This is a genomic window from Variovorax pasteuri, from assembly GCF_051216435.1.
In the GTDB taxonomy this organism is placed as follows: Bacteria; Pseudomonadota; Gammaproteobacteria; order Burkholderiales; family Burkholderiaceae_C; genus Variovorax.
Genome location: NZ_JBPJZS010000002.1, coordinates 825375 through 842388, shown reverse-complemented (window position 1 = coordinate 842388; position 17014 = coordinate 825375). Strand labels below are relative to the sequence as shown.

Below are 17014 nucleotides of genomic sequence, written 5' to 3'. Positions count from 1 at the left end.
GCTAGCCCAGGAAGTTGACCAATGCCGGAATGACCTGCTCTGGCGCCTCTTCCATCAACCAGTGTCCGGAGCCTTTGACGATCACGCCCTGCACCTGGGTCGCGACCATCCTTGCCTGTTCGATCAGGAAGGTTCCGCCGGCCTTTTCGCCGGAGAGCACCAGCATCGGCATGGGCAGAGGCGTCTTGCCCAGTTCGGCGAACTCGGCCGCATCCTGCTCGAAAGCCTTGAAATATTCAAATCCCGCACGCATGCCGCCGGGTTGCGCGTAGGCCCTGGCGTAGAACTGCCGGTCGGCTTCGGGCACCGAGTGCCTGGGGTCGGCCGCGAAGTCATTCCAGAAGTGCTCGAAATAGATGCGCTCGCGCCCCTTCACAAGCGCCAGCGGCGTTGCCCCGTGGAAATGGAAATGCCACAGGTCGCGCAGCAGCCAGACGTTCTGCCATGCGCCGATGCCGGGCAGGAAGGCGTCCATGAGCACCACCTTGTCGGTCTCCGAAGGAAACTGCGCGGCATACGCGTAGGCCACCATCAGGCCGATGTCGTGGCCGACGATGCTGACGCTGCGAATGCCGAGCGAGCGCACCAGCTCGTGGATGTCGACGGCCATGTTCTTCTTGCCGTAGCCCGTCTCGGGCTTGGAGGAATCGCCCGCCCCCCGAAGGTCGGGCACGACCACGGTGTGCGTCCTGGCCAGCAGCGGCATCAGCGGGTTCCACATGTGCCCGGTCTCGGCGTAGCCGTGCAGCAGCACGACGGCCGGCCCGCTGCCGCCGATGCGGTAGTGGATGCGGGTGCCGTTCACCTCCGCGCTGCCCGAGCGGAAGCCCGGCACCGCGTCGGCGGCGGGTGCCGCGTGTGCGGCGCGGCCCAGGGTCAGGGCGGCGCCGACGGCGACCGCGCCGGCAAGCAGCGTACGGCGGGTGGGCGCCGGGGCGGCGGGGGTCGAATCGGTGGGGGTCATGCGGAACTTCCTTTCTGTCGGTTGTGGAGTGATGTGAATTTATGATTCAGCTTCACTTCCAGAAAGAGCCCAAAAGTGGTTTACTCATTCAGCTTTCATGAATGATTGGACTTAGCGCTCATGGACCGATTGCGTGCTTACGAGGTGTTCGTCACCGTGGTGGCGCGAGGCAGCTTCACCAAGGCGGCCGACGCGCTGGACACCTCCCCGGCCAACGTGACGCGCTACGTCAACGAACTGGAAGCCCACCTGCGCACGCGGCTCATCAACCGCACATCGCGCCGCCTGTCGCTCACCGAAGGCGGCGAAGCGCTCTTCGACCGGGCGAAGTCGATCCTCGAAGAAGTGGCGGAGACCGAGGCCCTGGCGACCACCGCGTCGCTGCAGCCGCGAGGGCGCCTGCGCATCAACGCGCCGCTGAGTTTCGGCAGCCTGGTGCTGGCGCCCCTGTGGCCGAAGTTCATGGCGAAGCACCCCGACGTCGAGCTCGACATTGCGCTCATCGACCGCGTGGTCGACATCGTCGAAGAGGGCTACGACCTGGCCATTCGCATCTCGCGCACCACCTCGGGCAACCACATCGCACGCCGCCTGGGCCGCTCGCCCAACATGGTCTGCGCCTCGCCCGAATACCTGGCGGCCCATGGCATGCCCGAGGTCCCGGCGGACCTCGCGCGGCATCCGTGCCTCGGCTACACCTACGGCGCAACCTCCGACGAGTGGCAGTTCGCGGGCCCTGGCGGAACACTGGAATCGGTGCGCGTGCGCTGGGCCTTGCGCGCCAACAATGGCGAGACCGCCCGCGCCGCGGCGCTCGCCGGTGCGGGCGTCATCTGGCAACCGAGCTTCGTGATCGGCAAGGATGTGCGGGCCGGTCGATTGGTCGAGGTCATGCCCGGCTATCACATGCCGCCCGTCGACATCCTGGCGATCTATGCAAGCCGTCGGCACCTCAGCGCGAAGGTGCGGGTGATGGTCGACTTTCTGGTCGATGCGTTTCAAGACTCGCCACTGGTGGAAGGCGAGGTGGCAGCGGTGGACAGATGAGTCTCTGTGTCGCCAAGGTAACCGCGCGCGCATGTCTCGTCGCACGCGCGACGGTGAATGCCGGCGGTGCTTCCTAGAGTGGGCTGCATTGCCGTCAACCCCAGGACACACCGCCATGCTCGACACCATCCAGGCCATCAACAAGACCGCCGCCTTCAACCGCTGGGCCGGCTTCGAAGCCGTCAGCGCCGCCAACGGCGAAGCCGAGTTGCGCATGAACTTCCGCGAGGAAGACATGGGCCAGTACGCCGGCTTCCTGCACGCGGGGCTGATCGGCGCGTTGCTCGACACCGTGAGCGGCTTCGCGGCCGCCACCGTGGCGGGGCGCGTGCTGGCGTCTCACTTCTCGGTGAACTGCATCTCGCCCGCCGTGGGCCGTGCGTTCGTGGCGCGCGGGCGGGTGGTGAAAGCGGGGCGCAAGCAGGTGTTTGCGACCGCCGAGCTCTATGCGCAGGGCGAGGGCGATGCGCTCAAGCTCGTGGCGACGGGGAACGCCATCCTGGTTCCGGTGAAAGATCCGAAAGTGGTTGCGGCGAAACCGGCTGCCTAGGCTTGTTCGCGCGCTTCAGCCCGAACAGCGGCCGCAGGAAGCCGACGCGGCGGATCAGCCCGTCGGTCAGCAGCCAGCAACCCGCAAGCGTCGACGCCACCAGCAGGGCGGGCTCGACGACCGGGCCGAGTGCGAGCGGTGCCAGCACGGTGATGCCGACGACGATCAGCGTCTGGTGCAGCACGTACCACGGGTACACCGACTCGTTGGCCCAACGCAGCCACGGCCACGGCCGGTTCAGGTGGCGATGGGCGTGGCCCAGGATGGTGGCGACCATCAGCCACAGGTAGAGCACGCGCAGCAGGTCGGCCACCGGGCCCGTCACCGGACCCTTCGCGCCGGCGCGCATTGCGATGAACACGGCGATCACCGCCACGGCCAGCGCCAGCGACACGCGGCGCACCCTCTCCAGTTCCTTCCATACCCCCGTGTCCACGCCCATCCAGTAGCCGTAGAGAAACAGCGTGAAGTAGATGCTGTGCAAATGAAAGTCGCGCACGAAGTTGTGGGTGCCCGGAAAGCGCGCGGCCAGCAGCATCGTGAAGACAAGCAACGGCACCACCGGCAGCAACAGCAGCCTCCAGCCGCGCAGCCCGTTGAACGCGCGGCGCAGCCATTGCCCGGCGGCGCAACGCCACAGCGGCAGCGTCAGCGCGACCAGCGCCGTGTACGCGAACAGGTAAGGCAGGTACCAGAGGTGGTTCCATGTGATGCCGAATTCCGCGCCGTCGAAGGCCTGCCTGGGCCAGGGCGCGGTCATCGGCAGGTAGCGCAGCAGGAAGGCGCCGAAGCCCGGCGCCACCAGCCCGTTGGCCACGCCCTGGGCATAGGCCTGGTACGGCACGATCACTGCCATGCCGAAGGCCAGCGGCAGCATCAGCCGCACGCCCCGGCTGCGCAGCAGCGCCCAGGTGCCCTGGCCCCGGCTCAGGAAGCCGAGCGAGACGCCCGAGACCAGGAACACCAGGTCCATGCGCCAGAGGTTGAGCGCCACCATCGGCCATTGCAGCCATTCGGCGGCATGCGGGCTCTTCAGGTGCCAGTGCCAGCCGGCCACGTAGTACATGCCCACGTGATACAGGATGACGAACAGGAAGGCCATGGCGCGCAGGGCGTCGATGTCGTGACGGCGGGCGTCCGGGGCGGTGGTGGTGCTCATCGCAGGCTCCTCGAAGCAAAGAAGCCGCGATGCTCCGGCCCATGGACGCCGCGCGGCGCGCCTGTGGGACGGACCGCCCCCGCTTTGTGACGAGCGGTGGCCCGGAGGGACGAAATCCGGCCGCCCCCGGGCCCCTTTTCGCGAGAATTCCAGCCCATGGGCGATCCACGCAAGAACCTGTACGAACGCTACGAGCCGATCCGCCGTCCCGTGGAGGTGGCGTTCTGGATCGTGCTCATGGGGTTGCAGGCCGTGTTCGGCACGATGGTGGCCATCGTCGACATGCGCACCCGCGCCGTGCCGGCCGCCAACTGGGAGGTCATCGCCTGGGAGGTGTCCAGCCACCTGATGCTGTTGCTGCTGGTGCCTGCGCTGGTCTTCATCGAGCGCCGGCTGTCGCCGCTGGTGCGCGGCCATCTGGCGCGCTTTCTGGTGTTGCATGCGGCGGCCAGCGTGGCGTTCAGCCTGGCCCACGTGGCGGGCATGTTCGGGCTGCGGGCGCTGGTCTACGCCCTGGCCGGCGCGCACTACGACTTTGCCGGCTGGACCGCGCAGTGGGGCTACGAGTACCTGAAGGACGTGCGCGCGTACGCCAGCATCGTCTTCGGCATCTGGGCGTACCGGCTGTTCCTGCTGCGGCTGCAGGGGGAGGCGCGGGTGCTCGATGCGCCGGAGGAGGGCGCGTCCAGTGTGCCGGCGCCGCATCACGTGCAGTCGGAACCGGAGGGCGTCGAGCCCGCCGTGCCGGAAGCGCCCGCGCCATCGCCGCCGCCCGCCCGGCCCGAGCGCTTCCTGGTGCGCAAGCTGCGCCGCGAATTCCTCATTGCCGCCACCGACATCGACTGGCTGCAGGCCGAAGGCAACTACGTCGGCCTGCATGTGAACGGCCACGACTACCTGCTGCGCGCCACGCTCACCGACTTCCTGGCCCAGCTCGACCCCGCCACCTTCGTGCGCGTGCACCGCAGCCATGCGGTCAACCTGGGCCGCATCAAGGAAATCGAGCCGCTGGACGGCGGCGACGCCCGGCTGCACATGCACGACGGCACCACCGTGCCCTGCAGCCGCCGCTACCGCGAAGCGCTGCGCGCTGGCGCGAGCTGATCCGGTGCGCGAAGGGCCCGGAAGGCCCTTGTTTGGTTCATTTCGCACCATCAAAGAGCCATCAGGCACCATTTTTGCTTGGTTTGGCCGCCGCTCCGCGTGATTCGGGTGCGGCGCACCAATTCAAACCAAAAACTGCAAGAAGCTTCCATGGACGCACTCAAACAGGGCGCTGACGCGCTGTTCATTCTTCTCGGCGCCATCATGGTGTTGGCCATGCACGCCGGTTTTGCCTTTCTCGAACTGGGCACCGTGCGCAAGAAGAACCAGGTCAATGCGCTGGTGAAGATCCTGGTCGACTTCTCGGTGTCGACCATCGTGTACTTCCTGGTGGGCTATGGCGTGGCCTACGGCACGCATTTCTTCGTGAGTGCCACCGAACTGGCGGCAAGAAGCGGCTACGAGCTGGTGAAGTTCTTCTTCCTGCTCACCTTCGCGGCGGCCATCCCGGCCATCATCTCGGGCGGCATTGCCGAGCGCGCCAAGTTCTGGCCGCAGCTCATCGCCACGGCCGTGATCGTCGGCTTCGTCTATCCGTTGTACGAGGGCATCGCCTGGAACCGGCACTTCGGCATCCAGGGCTGGATCGCCTCGCTCACGGGGCACGAGTTCCATGACTTCGCCGGTTCCGTGGTCGTGCACGCCGTGGGCGGCTGGCTCGCGCTGCCGGCCGTGCTGCTGCTGGGCGCGCGCCGCAACCGCTACCGCGGCGACGGCTCGCTCAGCGCGCATCCGCCGTCGAACATTCCGTTCCTGGCGCTGGGCGCGTGGGTGCTGTGCGTGGGCTGGTTCGGCTTCAACGTGATGAGCGCGCAGAGCATCGACAAGATCTCGGGGCTGGTGGCCGTCAACTCGCTGATGGCGATGGTCGGCGGCACGCTGGTGGCCCTGGCCATGGGCAAGAACGACCCGGGCTTCGTCTACAACGGCCCGCTCGCGGGTCTGGTGGCCGTGTGCGCGGGCTCCGACCTGATGCACCCGCTGGGCGCGCTGGTGGTGGGCGGCGTGGCCGGCGCCATCTTCGTCAGCATGTTCACGCTGGTGCAGAACAAATGGAAGATCGACGACGTGCTCGGCGTGTGGCCGCTGCACGGCCTGTGCGGCACCTGGGGCGGCATTGCGGCGGGCATCTTCGGCACGCAGGCGCTGGGCGGCATCGGCGGGGTGAACCTGTGGGCACAGCTCATCGGCACGGTGATGGGGGTGGCGTGGGCGGGACTGGCGGGCTGGGCGGTGTACGGCGCGCTGAAGAAGGCGGTGGGGCTGCGGCTCACGCAGGAAGAGGAATTCGACGGGGCGGACCTGTCGATCCACCACATTTCGGCGACGCCGGAGCGCGAGGTGAACTGGTAATGGGCCCTGGCGGCGTGCGAGGCGCGAAACGGCTATCTGTAGCAAACTTGCCTGCTGCTTCGTCCACTCCCCACAGCCTCATGACCCAATCTCCCCCCGCCCTCGAAGTCCTCCCCCGCGACCTCTCCGCCTACCGCAAGGGCAACGTCGGCATCGACTACGTGCACCGCTTCGAGTCCGGCAAGCCCGGCCCGCACGTGCTGATCAACGCGCTCACGCACGGCAACGAGATCTGCGGCATGACGGCCGCCACGCACCTGCTCGACAACAACGTGCGCCCCAAGATCGGCACGCTCACCGTGGCCTTCGCCAACATCGACGCCTACGAGTCGTTCAAGGAAGAGTCGCCCTACGACAGCCGCCAGATCGTGCACAACCTCAACCGCATCTGGTCGCCCGAGTGGCTCGACGGCACGGAAGACAGCCCCGAGCTGCGCCGCGCGCGCATCCTGCGCCCGGTGGTGGACGCGGCCGACCACATCCTGGACATCCACTCGACCAGCCAGCCGGTGGTGCCGTTCTGGGTGTACCCGGCCTTCGAGCGCAACGCCAAGGTTGCGCTGGCCATCGGCCGCCCGTCGGTGCACCTCGTGATGCCCGACGGCCTGGGATCGGGCACCCCGCTGATCCAGTACGGCAGCCACGGCGGCCCGGACGGCGAGGGCGTGGCCATGGTGGTCGAGTGCGGCCAGCACTTCCTGCGCTCGGCGTCTGAACTGGCGACCGCCGTCACCTACGACTTTCTTGCGTACTTCGGCCTCGTCGACCAGAACCCGGCCAACCCGGCGCCCGAGCCGCAACGGCGCTTCGAGCTGCTGCAGACCTACGTCATCAAGTCGGAAGACTTTGCCTTCGTGCGCCCGCTGATCGGCTTCGAGACCTTCGCCAAGGGCGAGCTGATCGCGACCAACGGCGCGGAAGAAATTCGCGCGCTGTGCGACGACTGCACCATCTTCATGCCGGCGCAGCGCACGATCGTCGGGCGCGAGGCGGTGTACCTCACCAAGCCGCTGTAATGCCGGCCGCTCGATGAACCCGATGCCCGCCATGAGCCGCTGGCGCGTGGCGGGGCTTGCGTTCGTCTTCCTGTGGTTCGCCATCGGCGGCGTGGCGCACTTCGCGCTGACCGAGACCGAGATGCGCATCGTGCCCCCATACATCCCGTGGCCGCGCGCGGCCGTGCTGGTGAGCGGGGTGTTCGAGCTGCTGGGTGCGGCCGGGTTGCTGTGGCGGCCGACGCGGCGGGCTGCGGGCGTCGGGCTGTTCCTGCTCACCCTTGCGGTGACGCCGGCGCATTTCTACATGCTGCAGAGGCCGGAGCTGTTTGCGAGCGTGCCTCATTGGGCGCTGGTGGTGCGGTTGCCGGTGCAGGTGGCGTTGCTGGCGTTGATTGCCTGGAGCACGGCGCGGCCGCAGGCGCTCAATAGATGAGCGGGTGCCGCGGCGTGGCCGCGTTGCTGTAGTCGGCGTGTTGGCAGTGCGAGTCGTTGCTCAACCCGCAACGAACAACGCCGGATCCACCATCGCCCGGTTCAGCATCACACCCCAATGCAGATGCGGTCCCGTCACCCGCCCGGTCGCGCCCACCGCGGCCAGCGCCTGCCCGGTCTTCAGTACGTCGCCGACCTTCACGTCCACCCGGCTCAGGTGGCAGTACATCGTCAGCAGCCCGCCGCCGTGGTCCATCCACACCGTGCCGCCGTTGAAGAAGTAGTCGCCCGTGTCGATCACCTTCCCCGGTAGCGGCGCCAGCACCGGCGTGCCCGTGCCCGCGGCGATGTCCATGCCGCTGTGCGGATTGCGCGACTGCCCGTTGAACACGCGGCGCAGCCCGAACGAGCTTGAGCGGCGGCCCGGCACCGGCACGCGCATCTGCAGCGCGGCGTCGGGGCGCAGGTCGGTGAGTGTGGCCATCACGCCGGTGAGGTGGTCGCGCTCCTTCACGTAGCGGGCCTCGTCCTCGGGCGACAGGTCGACCGTGCGCGGCGCCACCGTCAGGCGCTGTTCGCGGTACTGCTTCGGGGCGACGGTGTAGCCAACCCGGCGTTCGGGCTTGCCTTCGGCACGCACCGTGATGCTCGCCTCGCCAGGTTCGGCCGCCAGCGGAATGCCGACCAGCGCGGTCCATTCGATCGGGTCGCCGAGCACCAGCAACGGCACGTCGCCGGCGAAGGCCTTGGGGCGCGTGGCAGCGGGGCCGAGCGAGAGGCGGGCAACGCCGCCCGGCACCTGGGATGCGTGCGGCCACACATCGGGCGCGCGCGGCTTCTTTGTCTTGGCCGAGGTTGCAGCGTCGGCGTGCATCGCCGGCAGCGCGAGCAGGCCGATGGCGCCGAGCACGGCGCTGCGGCGGTTCAGCACGGCAGAAGGGAGGCCGGAGAAAGGAAGGATTGTGTGCATGGAAAAGATTCGGGTGATGGTTTGTGCAATGGCTCAGCTGTCGCGCTGTTCGAGCCAGGTTCCAGGTGCCAGTCCGTCGAGCGTGTAAGGCCCTATGGCGGCGCGAATCAGGCGCAGCGTCGGCAGTCCGACGGCGGCCGTCATGCGCCGCACCTGGCGGTTGCGGCCTTCGCTGATCGCCAGCTCCAGCCACGCGGTGGGAATGCTCTTGCGCTCGCGGATGGGGGGCTCGCGGTCCCACACCTCGGGCGGTGGGTCGAGCAGGCGCGCCCTGGCCGGGCGCGTGGGCCCGTCGTTGAGCTGCACGCCGCTGCGCAAGGCCGCAAGGGCCTCTTCGGTCGGCACGCCTTCCACCTGCACCCAGTAGGTCTTCTCCATCTTGAAGCGCGGATCGGAAATGCGCGCCTGCAGCTTGCCGTCGTCGGTGAGCAGCAGCAGGCCTTCGCTGTCGGCGTCGAGCCGGCCCGCGACGTAGACGCCCGGCAGGTCGATGAAGTCCTTCAGGCCGCGCCAGCGGCCCTCGGGCGTGAACTGGCTGAGGACGCCATAGGGTTTGTTGAAGCGGATCAGGCGGGAAGAAGAGGTCGGCAAATTCATGGGCGGGTGGCGTCGCGTGGCGCATCGGCCAACTGCGGCAGATAGTCTCGCACCAGTTGCTCGACGGTGTCCGCCTGCAAGGTGTCACGCCCTGACTTGAGCGGGTCGCGATCGGGACGATGCGCCAGCCACCGCTTGAAGCGCGCGAAGGCCAGTGGATGCACGGTGTTCATCCGCGCCATGTGTCCTGTGGCCCCGACCACCACAGCGGAGAAACGTGGTGCGCTCACCAACTGTTCCGCGTTGCAGGCCTGCACGACCCAGAAGTCGTCTTCGGCATCACTCAACTGCGCAGGGTGGGGGTCTTTCTCTTGCACCTCGCGTCGCAGGATGTCCACCTCGAAGCCTTTGCTGTTGACGGCCGTGTAGCGTTGATCGTCGATCAGCGAAAAAGTCTTGTCGACCTTGCGCAGCAGAGCCAGCATGGAGGAGTCCAGCCGCTTGAGCTGTGTGGCCAGCCGGAAGCGCTTGCGCGTGTCCCAGAGCAGATCGCCATCGCGCGTGGCCACCGCTGCGCTTTGCAGGCGCACGCCCGCTGCCGTTTCGTAGGCGTAGAGCGCGTGGGTGCCCACCACGGTGAAGTGCTCCGAGATGTCGGCGCGCTTCAGCATGTCGAGGATGTCGACGACGATGGTCGGAGCGCGCCCGACGAACAAGGCCCGGTTCATGCGCTGGTGGCGCGTCACTGCCTCGCCCAGGTCCTTGACCCTGCTCTCCGCTTCTTCCTTCCTTCGGACGAAGTTGTTGTGGATGGCTTCGGTTTCAGGGCTGCGGGCCCCCAGGCTTTTTTGTGCGTTGCGGGTGCTGGTGCGAATGAGGTAGTCGACACCGTTGACGGCCTTCCAGTACATGCCGCCGCGCACTCCAGCGGCTTGGGCTTCGGCTGCTTCAAGGGCTTCGAAAGTGGCTCTGGCGTCGATGTACTGGCGGCGAGCGTCGTCACCGATGTCTTGGAGATCCATTGGTTTTTCCGTATGAATTTTATAAATTCAAATTTATACGGAAAATCGAATTAAATCAATGATTTAAGGTTCTTGATTTGAAGCGACACGTTGTTGCATCGCAAGAGGCGGCGGCGGGCCACATGGGCGAGAGCGGCTGTCCTGCACCACGCGGTCCGGCGCACGCGCCCTAATGTCCAGCCAAGAGCTAACAGGAGCCCCAATGACGATGCGAAGCCTCATTCAACTCACAAGCATGGCAAGCGTAGCGCTCCTGCTCGCCGCCTGCAACAGCACCTCCGTTCGCGTGGGCGGCGCGCCCGAGGCGAGCGTCAAGAACTGCGTGGCAGCGGCCGCGCGCGAACTGCGGGTGCCCGCAGGCAGCATCGCCGTGGACAGCGGCTCCACGCCGCGCGACGGCGTCTACACGATCAACCTGAAGGTCGGGCCGCAGGGCCGCTCGGCGGTGTGCACCACCGACGAGAACAGCGCGGTGTTGGGCGTGGTCTACAAGCGGCCGGAGTAAAGCGCGGCTGAAAAATAAAAAGCCGGAGCCATTGCGGCCCCGGCTTCGGCGGAAGGGGACGAACGGGCTTACTTGCCCCAGCTGTCCCGCATGCCAGCCGCACGGTTGAACACCAGCTTGCCATCCGCATTGGCTTTCGAATCCGGCACGAAGTACCCGTGCCGCTCGAACTGAACCCCGACGCCAGGCGCTGCGGTGGCGAGCGAAGGCTCCACGAACGCCACGCACACCTCCAGACTCGCCTTGTTCAGCTCTTCCAGCAACTCGCCGCTGCCCGGGTTCGCTTCCGAGAAGAGCCGCTCGTACAGCCGCACCTCGGCCTGCACCGCGTCCGCAGCCGCCACCCAGGTGATGTTGCCCTTCACCTTGATCGCGTCCGCGCCGGGCGTGCCGCTCTTCGTGTCCGGCACCAGCGTGGCCTGCACTTCGACGAGCTTGCCATTCGCGTCGCGCGTGGCACCGGTGCATTCGATGACGTGGCCGTACTTCAGCCGCACCTTGTTGCCCGGGAAGAGGCGGAAGAAGCCCTTGGGCTGCACGTCTTCGTAGTCGGTGCTTTCGATCCACACCTCGCGCCCGAGCTTGAACTCGCGCTTGCCCATCTCGGGGTGGTGCGGATGCACGGGGGCGGAGCAGTCGTCGAGCGCCTCGTCGCCGCCCATGAGGTCGCCCCAGTTCGTGATGACGAGCTTGACCGGGTCGAGCACGGCCATGGCGCGCGGCGCGATGGGGTCCAGGGTGTCGCGCAGTGCGGCTTCGAGGCTGGCGTAGTCGATCCAGCCGCCCGACTTGGTGGTGCCGCTGCGCTCGCAGAACAGCCGCAGCGCCTCGGGCGTGTAGCCGCGGCGGCGCAGGCCCGCAATGGTGGGCATGCGCGGGTCGTCCCAGCCGTCGACGTGCTTTTCTTCGACCAGCTGGCGCAGCTTGCGCTTGCTGGTCATCACATGGGTGACGTTGAGCCGCGCAAATTCGTACTGGCGTGGATGCGGACTGGCGATGAGCCCGCCTTCGGCGAGGCGGTCGAGCAGCCAGTCGTAGAAGGGGCGCTGGTCTTCGAACTCGAGCGTGCAGATGGAATGGGTGATCTGCTCCAGCGCATCTTCGATCGGGTGCGCGTAGGTGTACATCGGGTAGATGCACCACTTGTCGCCCGTGTTGTGGTGCGTGGCCCGGCGAATCCGGTACAGCGCGGGGTCGCGCATGTTGATGTTGGGGCTCGCCATGTCGATCTTGGCGCGCAGGATGGCGGCGCCGTCGTCGAGCTTGCCGTCGCGCATTTCGCGAAAGCGCGCCAGGTTGTCTTCCACGCTGCGGCTGCGGAAGGGGCTGTCGGTGCCGGCCTTGCCGAAGTCGCCGCGGTTCACGCGCATTTCTTCAGGGGTCTGCTCGTCCACGTAGGCCAGGCCGGCGCCGATGAGGTACTCGGCCGCCTCGTACATGAAGTCGAAGTAGTTGCTCGCGAAGTACTCGTGCGGCTGCATCGTGCCGGGCGCGCTGGGGCGGTCGGCCAGGTAGGTCTCGTAGCCGAGCCACTTCACGGCGTCGCGGATGGAATCGACGTACTCCTGGTCTTCTTTTTCGGGGTTGGTGTCGTCGAAGCGCAGGTGGCACACGCCGCCGTATTCCTTGGCCAGCTCGAAGTTCAGCCAGATGCTCTTGGCGTGGCCGATGTGCAGGTAGCCGTTGGGCTCGGGCGGGAAGCGCATGCGCACCTTGGCCGGGTCGGCCATGCCCTGGGCATGGTGGGCGGCGCTGCCGGGCGATCCGCCCCACTTGCGGCCCGCGTAGGCGCCCTGTTCGAGGTCGTTCTCGATCACGTGGCGCAGGAAATTGCTCGGTGCAGCGGTCGTTTTGGCGCCGTTTTTGTCGGTCGGGGAGGTCATCGGGCCATTCTAGAGTGCGCCTCTTAGGGGTTACCTTTGGCAACGTTCTTCACATTGCCCGGTGCACCCGCTTTGCAATTGCCGCGTTCAATACACACATGGGCGGTTCACACCCGAACCCAGCCCACTGATTCAAGGAGTCCAACATCATGAGCCTCACACGTTCTACTTTCTTCAAATGGGCCGCCGCAGGTGTGGTGGCAGCCGGTGCATTGTTTGCAGCCACTTCGGCCAGCGCCCGCGGTGACGTGAGCTGGTCGGTCGGTGTCGGCCTTCCCGGCGTGGCGGTGGGCGTGGGCGCTCCGGCCTACTATCCGCCGGCACCGGCGTATTACCCACCCGCCCCGGTGTACTACGCACCGTCGCCGCCGGTGTATTACCAGCCGCCGGCACCGGTGTACTACCGTCCGGCACCCGTCTACTACGGCCCGCCGGCCTATTACGGACCGCGTTACGGTGGTCGCGGCTACTACCGCGGTCATGGCCACTGGCGCTAAATTGCCACACCATTCGTGACTGAATGAAAAAAGCCGGCTCCGCAAGGGCCGGCTTTTTTGTTTGGGCGCGCACGCTCGAATTTCACATGGCGCGAAACAGATGGGCGTAGAGCCGGCTGACCGGAATCTTCTCGGCCCGCCCGCGCAGTATCAGGTGCATCTTGCCGGCCTCGTCGCGGTGAACCGACTCGATGGCCGCGCTGCGCACCACCACCGCCCGGTGCACCTGCCAGAAGGTGGAGTCATCAAGCTGGGTCAGCAACTGCTTGAGCGGCGTGCGGATCAGGTATTCGTGCGAAGCCGTCAGCACGCGCAGGTATTTGTCGGCCGCCTCGAAGTACAGCACCTCGTCGATGGGCACCATGCGCACGGTGCTGCCGCCGGCGTCGCTGGCGGCAATCATGCGCAGCGGGGCAGGGGGTGCCGTGGCTGACGCGGTGCCGGCGGCCCCGGCGGCGCTCAGCACCTGGCGCCACTGCGCGAGCGTGCGTTCCAGCGCGTCGTCGGCCACGGCGGGTGGGGCCGCAGGCTGCCGCGCGGCCAGCGCCTGCCGGAGCCGGCCGACGGTCTTGCGCAGCCGCTCGAGCTGCACGGGCTTGAGCACATAGTCGATGGCCTGGGCCTCGAAGGCCCGGGCGGCGTACTCGTCGTAGGCCGTGACGAACACCAGCTGCGGCATCGGCGCCTCGTCGGCGGGCCAGCAGTCGGCCAGTTCGGCGGCGGCGCCCAGGCCGTCGAGGCCGGGCATGCGGATGTCGAAGAACAGCACCTGCGGCAGCAGGCGCAGCGCCTCGCGCACGGCGCTGCGGCCATCGCCTGCGATCGCCACGACCTGCAGTTCGGGCCAGGCCGCGGCCAGCTCGGCCTTGAGGGCCTGGGCGAGCAGGGGTTCGTCTTCTGCGATGAGGGCGGTGGGTTGCATCGTTGCTGTTGTCCGGTTGTCAGTTCGGCCGCGGAAAGCTCAGTGCCGCGCAGGTGCCGCCGCCCGGCGCGGGCGCTAGGTCCAGCCGGGCGCCATTGCCGTACACCGTGGCCAGCCGTTCGCGCACCTGCCCGAGCCCGAAACCGCTGCCTTCGGAGGGCGCGGCCGCATCGAGCCCGACACCGGTGTCGCTTACCTCGATCACCAGCCGGTCGGCCTCGTGGCGCGCGAGCACCTTGATGCTGCCGCCTTCCACCTGGGGCTCCAGCCCGTGGCGGATGGCGTTTTCCACCAGGGGCTGCAGCAGCAAAGGCGGCACTGGCGTGTCGCGCAGATCGTCGGGCAATTCCAGCGTGTAGTGCAGGCGTTCGCCCATGCGCACCGACATCAGTTCGAGGTAGTCGCCCAGCCGGTCGAACTCCGCCGACAGCGGATGAGACAGCGCGCGCGAACCGCTCAGCGTCATGCGCAGGTAGCTGTTGAGGCGGTCGAGCATGGCCACGGCGCGCGGCGGATCGACGGTGATCAGCACGCGCAGGTTGGCCAGCGTGTTGAACAGCATGTGCGGCTCCAGCTGGGATTCGAGCAGCTTCAGCCGCGCTTCGGTGGCGGCGCGCTGGGCCAGGTCGATCTGGCCTTGCAGGTGCTTGCTCTTGCCCAGGCTGTAGAAGAAGAAGCACATGCCGATCGTCGCGGCCATGGTGATGATGACCCCGGTCGCCAGCTTGTGACCCGCCAGGTCCAGGAAGTCGAAGGTCGGCGCGCCGGTCCAGGCGTCGCCGATGAAGTTGCCGCCCAGGAAGCCGACGGTCACGCCCATGGCCACCAGCAGGTAGCCCCGGGGGCCGCGCGGCCAGTTGTTCTCGCTGTGCCCGGTGATCAGCAGCCGGCTGGTGTCGATGAACAGCCAGCTGATGGTGCCGATCGACAGCGAATAGACAAGGTGCGGTGCCCAGCCACCGCCGTCGGTGATGGTCAGCGCGCTGGCGATCAGGCAGCAGAAGACCGCGGTGATCAGGCCATGCCGCAGCATGTCCCGCAGGTTTTCGGATCCGAACCTGGAGGCCCCGGCGTCTGCTGGGGACGGCGCCACGCTCATCCGTGGTCCCGGGCGCCCAGCGCGCGGCGCTCTCGCTCCACCAGGCGGTCGTAGAAGCCGCCGCCCGGCGCCACGAACCAGACCACGGCGCCATGGACCAGCAGGCCCAGGCCCCAGCCCATGAGCGGGTAGATCGCCCAGGTGTGGCCCCTGGCGGCCGACAGGCCGACCAGCCCGAGGTTGACCAGCACATAGACGAAGGCGTGGATGTACCAGCCCATCTTGACGCCGGCGCGGCGGCGGGCAAGGCGCTCGACGTCGGAAAGGGAGGGGTTCGAAGCGGTGTGGATCATGACAACTCCTTGTTGTACTGCACGGGAACGAAGTCGGGCGCGGGCACCGGGTGTGACGGTGCGGCCTGAAGCGCCGCGCGTTGCCGCAGCTCTTCGGTGGTGTCGCCCGGCCCGTCGGGCTTCCATCCCGGCGGCTTCACGAGGTAGCCGACGAAGGCGCTCACCGAGCGCGCCGAGACCAGGTCGCGCAGCAGCGCGCGCCACTGGGTGAATTCGATCTCGAGCAGGTTGTACGAGGTGATCGGGTTCACCAGCCCGTAGCGGCAGGGCAGGTCGGCGCGCTCGGGAATGTAGGTGCCGAACAGGCGGTCGAACACGATCAGCACGCCGCCGTAGTTGCCGTCCAGGTATTCCAGGTTCGAGGCGTGGTGCACGCGGTGGGCCGAGGGGGTGTTCAGCACCCATTCGAGCGGCCCCAGGCGCGGTATCCAGGCGGCGTGGATCCAGAACTGGTACAGCAGGTTCAGCGTGAACATCAGCAGCACCACCCGCGGCGGCATGCCCAGCAACGGCGCCAGCATGAAGAAGGCCAGCGTGCCGGTGAGGCGGCCGGTCCAGCCGAAGCGGTAGGCGGCCGACAGGTTCAGCTGGTTCGGCGAATGGTGGATGGCGTGGGTGCACCAGAACCAGCGCACCCGGTGGGCCGCGCGGTGGTACCAGTAGTAGCAGAACTCCTGGCCGATGAAGCACGCGACCCAGCCGCTCCAGTGGTTCATCGGCAGGGTGAACAGGCGGTGGGCGTAGAACCAGTCCATGGCTCCGGTCCAGAAAGCCAGCGGCAGCAGCCAGCGCAACGGGTATTCGCGCACCAGGAAGTCGACCACCGAGAGGGCCGAGGCCTTCCAGTCGTAGCTGCGCCAGCCATGGCGAAAGGACAGCACCAGCGCCTCGGCGATGGACGCGGCGAGCACCACCGTGACGGATATCTTGAGGATCAGCAAGAGCGCGTTCATGGTGCGGTTCCTGGAAGCGGTGGGGGCCGAGCGGAAATTCCAGGCAGGACTTTAGGCCGGACGCACGTTCGACGCCATGGCGTCGGTACGGATGGCCAGCTTCCACAGGCGCACGGCACGCGCCACGAAGACACCGCTGAACGCGCCGTAGATCACCGGCACCACGAGGCCGAGAACGGCTTGCTGGCGCAGCTCCGGGTGCATGGCCAGGGCGGCGCCCACCACGTACTTGGTCACGAAGATGCCCATCATCAGCATCAGGGGCACCGGGCTGCCGGCCACGTGGAACCGGCGCTCGGCGGCGTCGTAGCGGGTGGTGGCGGGCAGCGGGCGCTGCAGCACCAGCGCCAGCATCACCATGGCCGCGGCCGCCCAGCCCAGCAGCGGGCCGAAGGCATCGCCGAAGACCGAGATCACGCCGTACACCGACAGGCCGCCCATGGCCACGGGCATCAGCGTGACCCGGCTCAGGCTCACGTCGTTGGCAAGAAGTTGCTTGGCGCCGAGCCACAGCAGCAGGAAGAACACGGCGAACACCCACTTCGGGGTATGGAGGATGACTTGCATCAGCATGGTGGCGCTCCGTTGAAAGTTGAAGGAATCTGGAAGAGGGACGTGAGGGGAATCGATGGGCGGACTGTGCCGGCGCCCGGGCGCCCGTGCCACCGGCGTGCGACGGAATGCCCGACAGCGGCGCGAATCGCAGCCAGGCGGCGCGAATGGGGG

The 17014-nt window shown here is 67.5% G+C and carries 19 protein-coding genes; 8 read left to right on the top strand and 11 right to left on the bottom strand.

Annotated features, from left to right (window positions below; all coding sequences use genetic code 11):
* Nucleotide 1: 1 nt before the first annotated feature.
* Entirely contained in the window at nucleotides 2–964 is a 963-nt protein-coding gene (locus tag ACSFBM_RS11045; RefSeq protein ID WP_435484372.1) for an alpha/beta fold hydrolase, read from the bottom strand.
* Nucleotides 965–1084: 120 nt separating this feature from the next.
* Here ACSFBM_RS11045 and ACSFBM_RS11040 point away from each other — a divergent pair, with 120 nt between their 5' ends.
* Both ACSFBM_RS11040 and ACSFBM_RS11035 read left to right on the top strand, forming a co-directional pair.
* Nucleotides 1085–2011, top strand: coding sequence for a LysR family transcriptional regulator (locus ACSFBM_RS11040; protein ID WP_435484371.1), 927 nt, complete (start codon nucleotides 1085–1087; stop codon nucleotides 2009–2011).
* Between the two features lie 115 nt (nucleotides 2012–2126).
* Complete coding sequence (locus ACSFBM_RS11035) at nucleotides 2127–2561, top strand: PaaI family thioesterase (RefSeq protein ID WP_435484370.1); 435 nt, start codon at nucleotides 2127–2129, stop codon at nucleotides 2559–2561.
* Here the strand turns inward: ACSFBM_RS11035 and ACSFBM_RS11030 are convergent.
* The gene (locus ACSFBM_RS11030; protein ID WP_435484369.1) at nucleotides 2482–3720 is read right to left on the bottom strand and encodes an acyltransferase family protein; all 1239 of its coding nucleotides are present in this window, start codon (nucleotides 3718–3720) and stop codon (nucleotides 2482–2484) included. The two genes, ACSFBM_RS11035 and ACSFBM_RS11030, sit on opposite strands and share 80 nt — an antisense overlap.
* A 156-nt stretch (nucleotides 3721–3876) precedes the next feature.
* On the opposite strand from ACSFBM_RS11030, the gene ACSFBM_RS11025 reads away from it, so the two are divergent.
* From ACSFBM_RS11025 to ACSFBM_RS11010, 4 genes are all read left to right on the top strand, one after another.
* Nucleotides 3877–4824 (top strand): LytTR family DNA-binding domain-containing protein, encoded by a 948-nt coding sequence (locus ACSFBM_RS11025; RefSeq protein WP_435484368.1) that lies wholly within the window; start codon nucleotides 3877–3879, stop codon nucleotides 4822–4824.
* Nucleotides 4825–4974: 150 nt separating this feature from the next.
* Nucleotides 4975–6177 carry an ammonium transporter gene (locus ACSFBM_RS11020; protein WP_435484367.1) on the top strand — a complete coding sequence of 401 codons (1203 nt, stop codon included), beginning with the start codon at nucleotides 4975–4977 and terminating at the stop codon, nucleotides 6175–6177.
* 80 nt (nucleotides 6178–6257) lie between these two features.
* Complete coding sequence (locus ACSFBM_RS11015) at nucleotides 6258–7193, top strand: M14 family metallopeptidase (RefSeq protein WP_435484366.1); 936 nt, start codon at nucleotides 6258–6260, stop codon at nucleotides 7191–7193.
* 13 nt (nucleotides 7194–7206) lie between these two features.
* Entirely contained in the window at nucleotides 7207–7608 is a 402-nt protein-coding gene (locus ACSFBM_RS11010) for a DoxX family protein (RefSeq protein WP_435484365.1), read from the top strand.
* A gap of 60 nt (nucleotides 7609–7668) precedes the next feature.
* Here ACSFBM_RS11010 and ACSFBM_RS11005 read toward each other — a convergent pair whose 3' ends face one another.
* The 3 genes from ACSFBM_RS11005 to ACSFBM_RS10995 are packed head-to-tail and all read right to left on the bottom strand — an operon-like array spanning nucleotide 7669 to nucleotide 10136.
* On the bottom strand, nucleotides 7669–8577 hold the full coding sequence (locus ACSFBM_RS11005) for a peptidoglycan DD-metalloendopeptidase family protein (RefSeq protein WP_435484364.1): 909 nt from the start codon (nucleotides 8575–8577) through the stop codon (nucleotides 7669–7671).
* A 33-nt stretch (nucleotides 8578–8610) separates the two neighbouring features.
* Nucleotides 8611–9174, bottom strand: coding sequence for an rRNA large subunit pseudouridine synthase E (locus ACSFBM_RS11000; protein ID WP_435484363.1), 564 nt, complete (start codon nucleotides 9172–9174; stop codon nucleotides 8611–8613).
* Nucleotides 9171–10136: a GSU2403 family nucleotidyltransferase fold protein gene (locus ACSFBM_RS10995; protein WP_435484362.1), complete on the bottom strand. Its 966-nt coding sequence runs from the start codon at nucleotides 10134–10136 to the stop codon at nucleotides 9171–9173. Before ACSFBM_RS10995 ends, ACSFBM_RS11000 begins: the two co-directional genes overlap by 4 nt.
* A 235-nt stretch (nucleotides 10137–10371) precedes the next feature.
* Between ACSFBM_RS10995 and ACSFBM_RS10990 the strand changes: the two genes are divergently transcribed.
* Nucleotides 10372–10641 carry a hypothetical protein gene (locus ACSFBM_RS10990; protein WP_435484361.1) on the top strand — a complete coding sequence of 90 codons (270 nt, stop codon included), beginning with the start codon at nucleotides 10372–10374 and terminating at the stop codon, nucleotides 10639–10641.
* A gap of 68 nt (nucleotides 10642–10709) precedes the next feature.
* On the opposite strand, the gene ACSFBM_RS10985 is transcribed toward ACSFBM_RS10990, so the two are convergent.
* On the bottom strand, nucleotides 10710–12524 hold the full coding sequence (locus ACSFBM_RS10985) for a glutamine--tRNA ligase/YqeY domain fusion protein (protein WP_435484360.1): 1815 nt from the start codon (nucleotides 12522–12524) through the stop codon (nucleotides 10710–10712).
* A gap of 149 nt (nucleotides 12525–12673) precedes the next feature.
* Between ACSFBM_RS10985 and ACSFBM_RS10980 the strand changes: the two genes are divergently transcribed.
* Nucleotides 12674–13021 (top strand): hypothetical protein, encoded by a 348-nt coding sequence (locus ACSFBM_RS10980; protein ID WP_435484359.1) that lies wholly within the window; start codon nucleotides 12674–12676, stop codon nucleotides 13019–13021.
* A gap of 82 nt (nucleotides 13022–13103) precedes the next feature.
* Here the strand turns inward: ACSFBM_RS10980 and ACSFBM_RS10975 are convergent, their stop codons facing one another.
* The 5 genes from ACSFBM_RS10975 to ACSFBM_RS10955 all read right to left on the bottom strand — a co-directional run bounded on the left by ACSFBM_RS10975 (nucleotide 13104) and on the right by ACSFBM_RS10955 (nucleotide 16861).
* Nucleotides 13104–13943 carry a LytR/AlgR family response regulator transcription factor gene (locus tag ACSFBM_RS10975; RefSeq protein WP_435484358.1) on the bottom strand — a complete coding sequence of 280 codons (840 nt, stop codon included), beginning with the start codon at nucleotides 13941–13943 and terminating at the stop codon, nucleotides 13104–13106.
* A 19-nt stretch (nucleotides 13944–13962) separates the two neighbouring features.
* The gene (locus ACSFBM_RS10970; protein WP_435484357.1) at nucleotides 13963–14976 is read right to left on the bottom strand and encodes a sensor histidine kinase; all 1014 of its coding nucleotides are present in this window, start codon (nucleotides 14974–14976) and stop codon (nucleotides 13963–13965) included.
* Nucleotides 14977–15038: 62 nt separating this feature from the next.
* A complete protein-coding gene (locus tag ACSFBM_RS10965; protein ID WP_435484356.1) occupies nucleotides 15039–15335 on the bottom strand; it encodes a 2TM domain-containing protein in 297 nt (98 codons plus the stop codon).
* Nucleotides 15332–16288: a sterol desaturase family protein gene (locus ACSFBM_RS10960; protein ID WP_435484355.1), complete on the bottom strand. Its 957-nt coding sequence runs from the start codon at nucleotides 16286–16288 to the stop codon at nucleotides 15332–15334. Before ACSFBM_RS10960 ends, ACSFBM_RS10965 begins: the two co-directional genes overlap by 4 nt.
* 51 nt (nucleotides 16289–16339) lie before the next feature.
* Complete coding sequence (locus tag ACSFBM_RS10955; protein WP_435484354.1) at nucleotides 16340–16861, bottom strand: DUF6622 family protein; 522 nt, start codon at nucleotides 16859–16861, stop codon at nucleotides 16340–16342.
* Nucleotides 16862–17014: the final 153 nt, after the last annotated feature.

Excerpts from the sequence above, each read along its gene's own strand:
- ACSFBM_RS11005 (WP_435484364.1), bottom strand. The coding sequence starts at position 8,577 with ATGCACACAATCCTTCCTTTCTCCGGCCTCCCTTCTGCCGTGCTGAAC.
- ACSFBM_RS11035 (WP_435484370.1), top strand. The coding sequence starts at position 2,127 with ATGCTCGACACCATCCAGGCCATCAACAAGACCGCCGCCTTCAACCGC.
- ACSFBM_RS10985 (WP_435484360.1), bottom strand. The coding sequence starts at position 12,524 with ATGACCTCCCCGACCGACAAAAACGGCGCCAAAACGACCGCTGCACCG.
- ACSFBM_RS11020 (WP_435484367.1), top strand. The coding sequence starts at position 4,975 with ATGGACGCACTCAAACAGGGCGCTGACGCGCTGTTCATTCTTCTCGGC.
- ACSFBM_RS10975 (WP_435484358.1), bottom strand. The coding sequence starts at position 13,943 with ATGCAACCCACCGCCCTCATCGCAGAAGACGAACCCCTGCTCGCCCAG.
- ACSFBM_RS10980 (WP_435484359.1), top strand. The coding sequence starts at position 12,674 with ATGAGCCTCACACGTTCTACTTTCTTCAAATGGGCCGCCGCAGGTGTG.
- ACSFBM_RS11010 (WP_435484365.1), top strand. The coding sequence starts at position 7,207 with ATGAACCCGATGCCCGCCATGAGCCGCTGGCGCGTGGCGGGGCTTGCG.
- ACSFBM_RS11025 (WP_435484368.1), top strand. The coding sequence starts at position 3,877 with ATGGGCGATCCACGCAAGAACCTGTACGAACGCTACGAGCCGATCCGC.
- ACSFBM_RS10965 (WP_435484356.1), bottom strand. The coding sequence starts at position 15,335 with ATGATCCACACCGCTTCGAACCCCTCCCTTTCCGACGTCGAGCGCCTT.
- ACSFBM_RS11015 (WP_435484366.1), top strand. The coding sequence starts at position 6,258 with ATGACCCAATCTCCCCCCGCCCTCGAAGTCCTCCCCCGCGACCTCTCC.
- ACSFBM_RS11040 (WP_435484371.1), top strand. The coding sequence starts at position 1,085 with ATGGACCGATTGCGTGCTTACGAGGTGTTCGTCACCGTGGTGGCGCGA.
- ACSFBM_RS11045 (WP_435484372.1), bottom strand. The coding sequence starts at position 964 with ATGACCCCCACCGATTCGACCCCCGCCGCCCCGGCGCCCACCCGCCGT.
- ACSFBM_RS10970 (WP_435484357.1), bottom strand. The coding sequence starts at position 14,976 with ATGCTGCGGCATGGCCTGATCACCGCGGTCTTCTGCTGCCTGATCGCC.
- ACSFBM_RS10995 (WP_435484362.1), bottom strand. The coding sequence starts at position 10,136 with ATGGATCTCCAAGACATCGGTGACGACGCTCGCCGCCAGTACATCGAC.
- ACSFBM_RS11030 (WP_435484369.1), bottom strand. The coding sequence starts at position 3,720 with ATGAGCACCACCACCGCCCCGGACGCCCGCCGTCACGACATCGACGCC.
- ACSFBM_RS11000 (WP_435484363.1), bottom strand. The coding sequence starts at position 9,174 with ATGAATTTGCCGACCTCTTCTTCCCGCCTGATCCGCTTCAACAAACCC.
- ACSFBM_RS10955 (WP_435484354.1), bottom strand. The coding sequence starts at position 16,861 with ATGCTGATGCAAGTCATCCTCCATACCCCGAAGTGGGTGTTCGCCGTG.
- ACSFBM_RS10990 (WP_435484361.1), top strand. The coding sequence starts at position 10,372 with ATGGCAAGCGTAGCGCTCCTGCTCGCCGCCTGCAACAGCACCTCCGTT.
- ACSFBM_RS10960 (WP_435484355.1), bottom strand. The coding sequence starts at position 16,288 with ATGAACGCGCTCTTGCTGATCCTCAAGATATCCGTCACGGTGGTGCTC.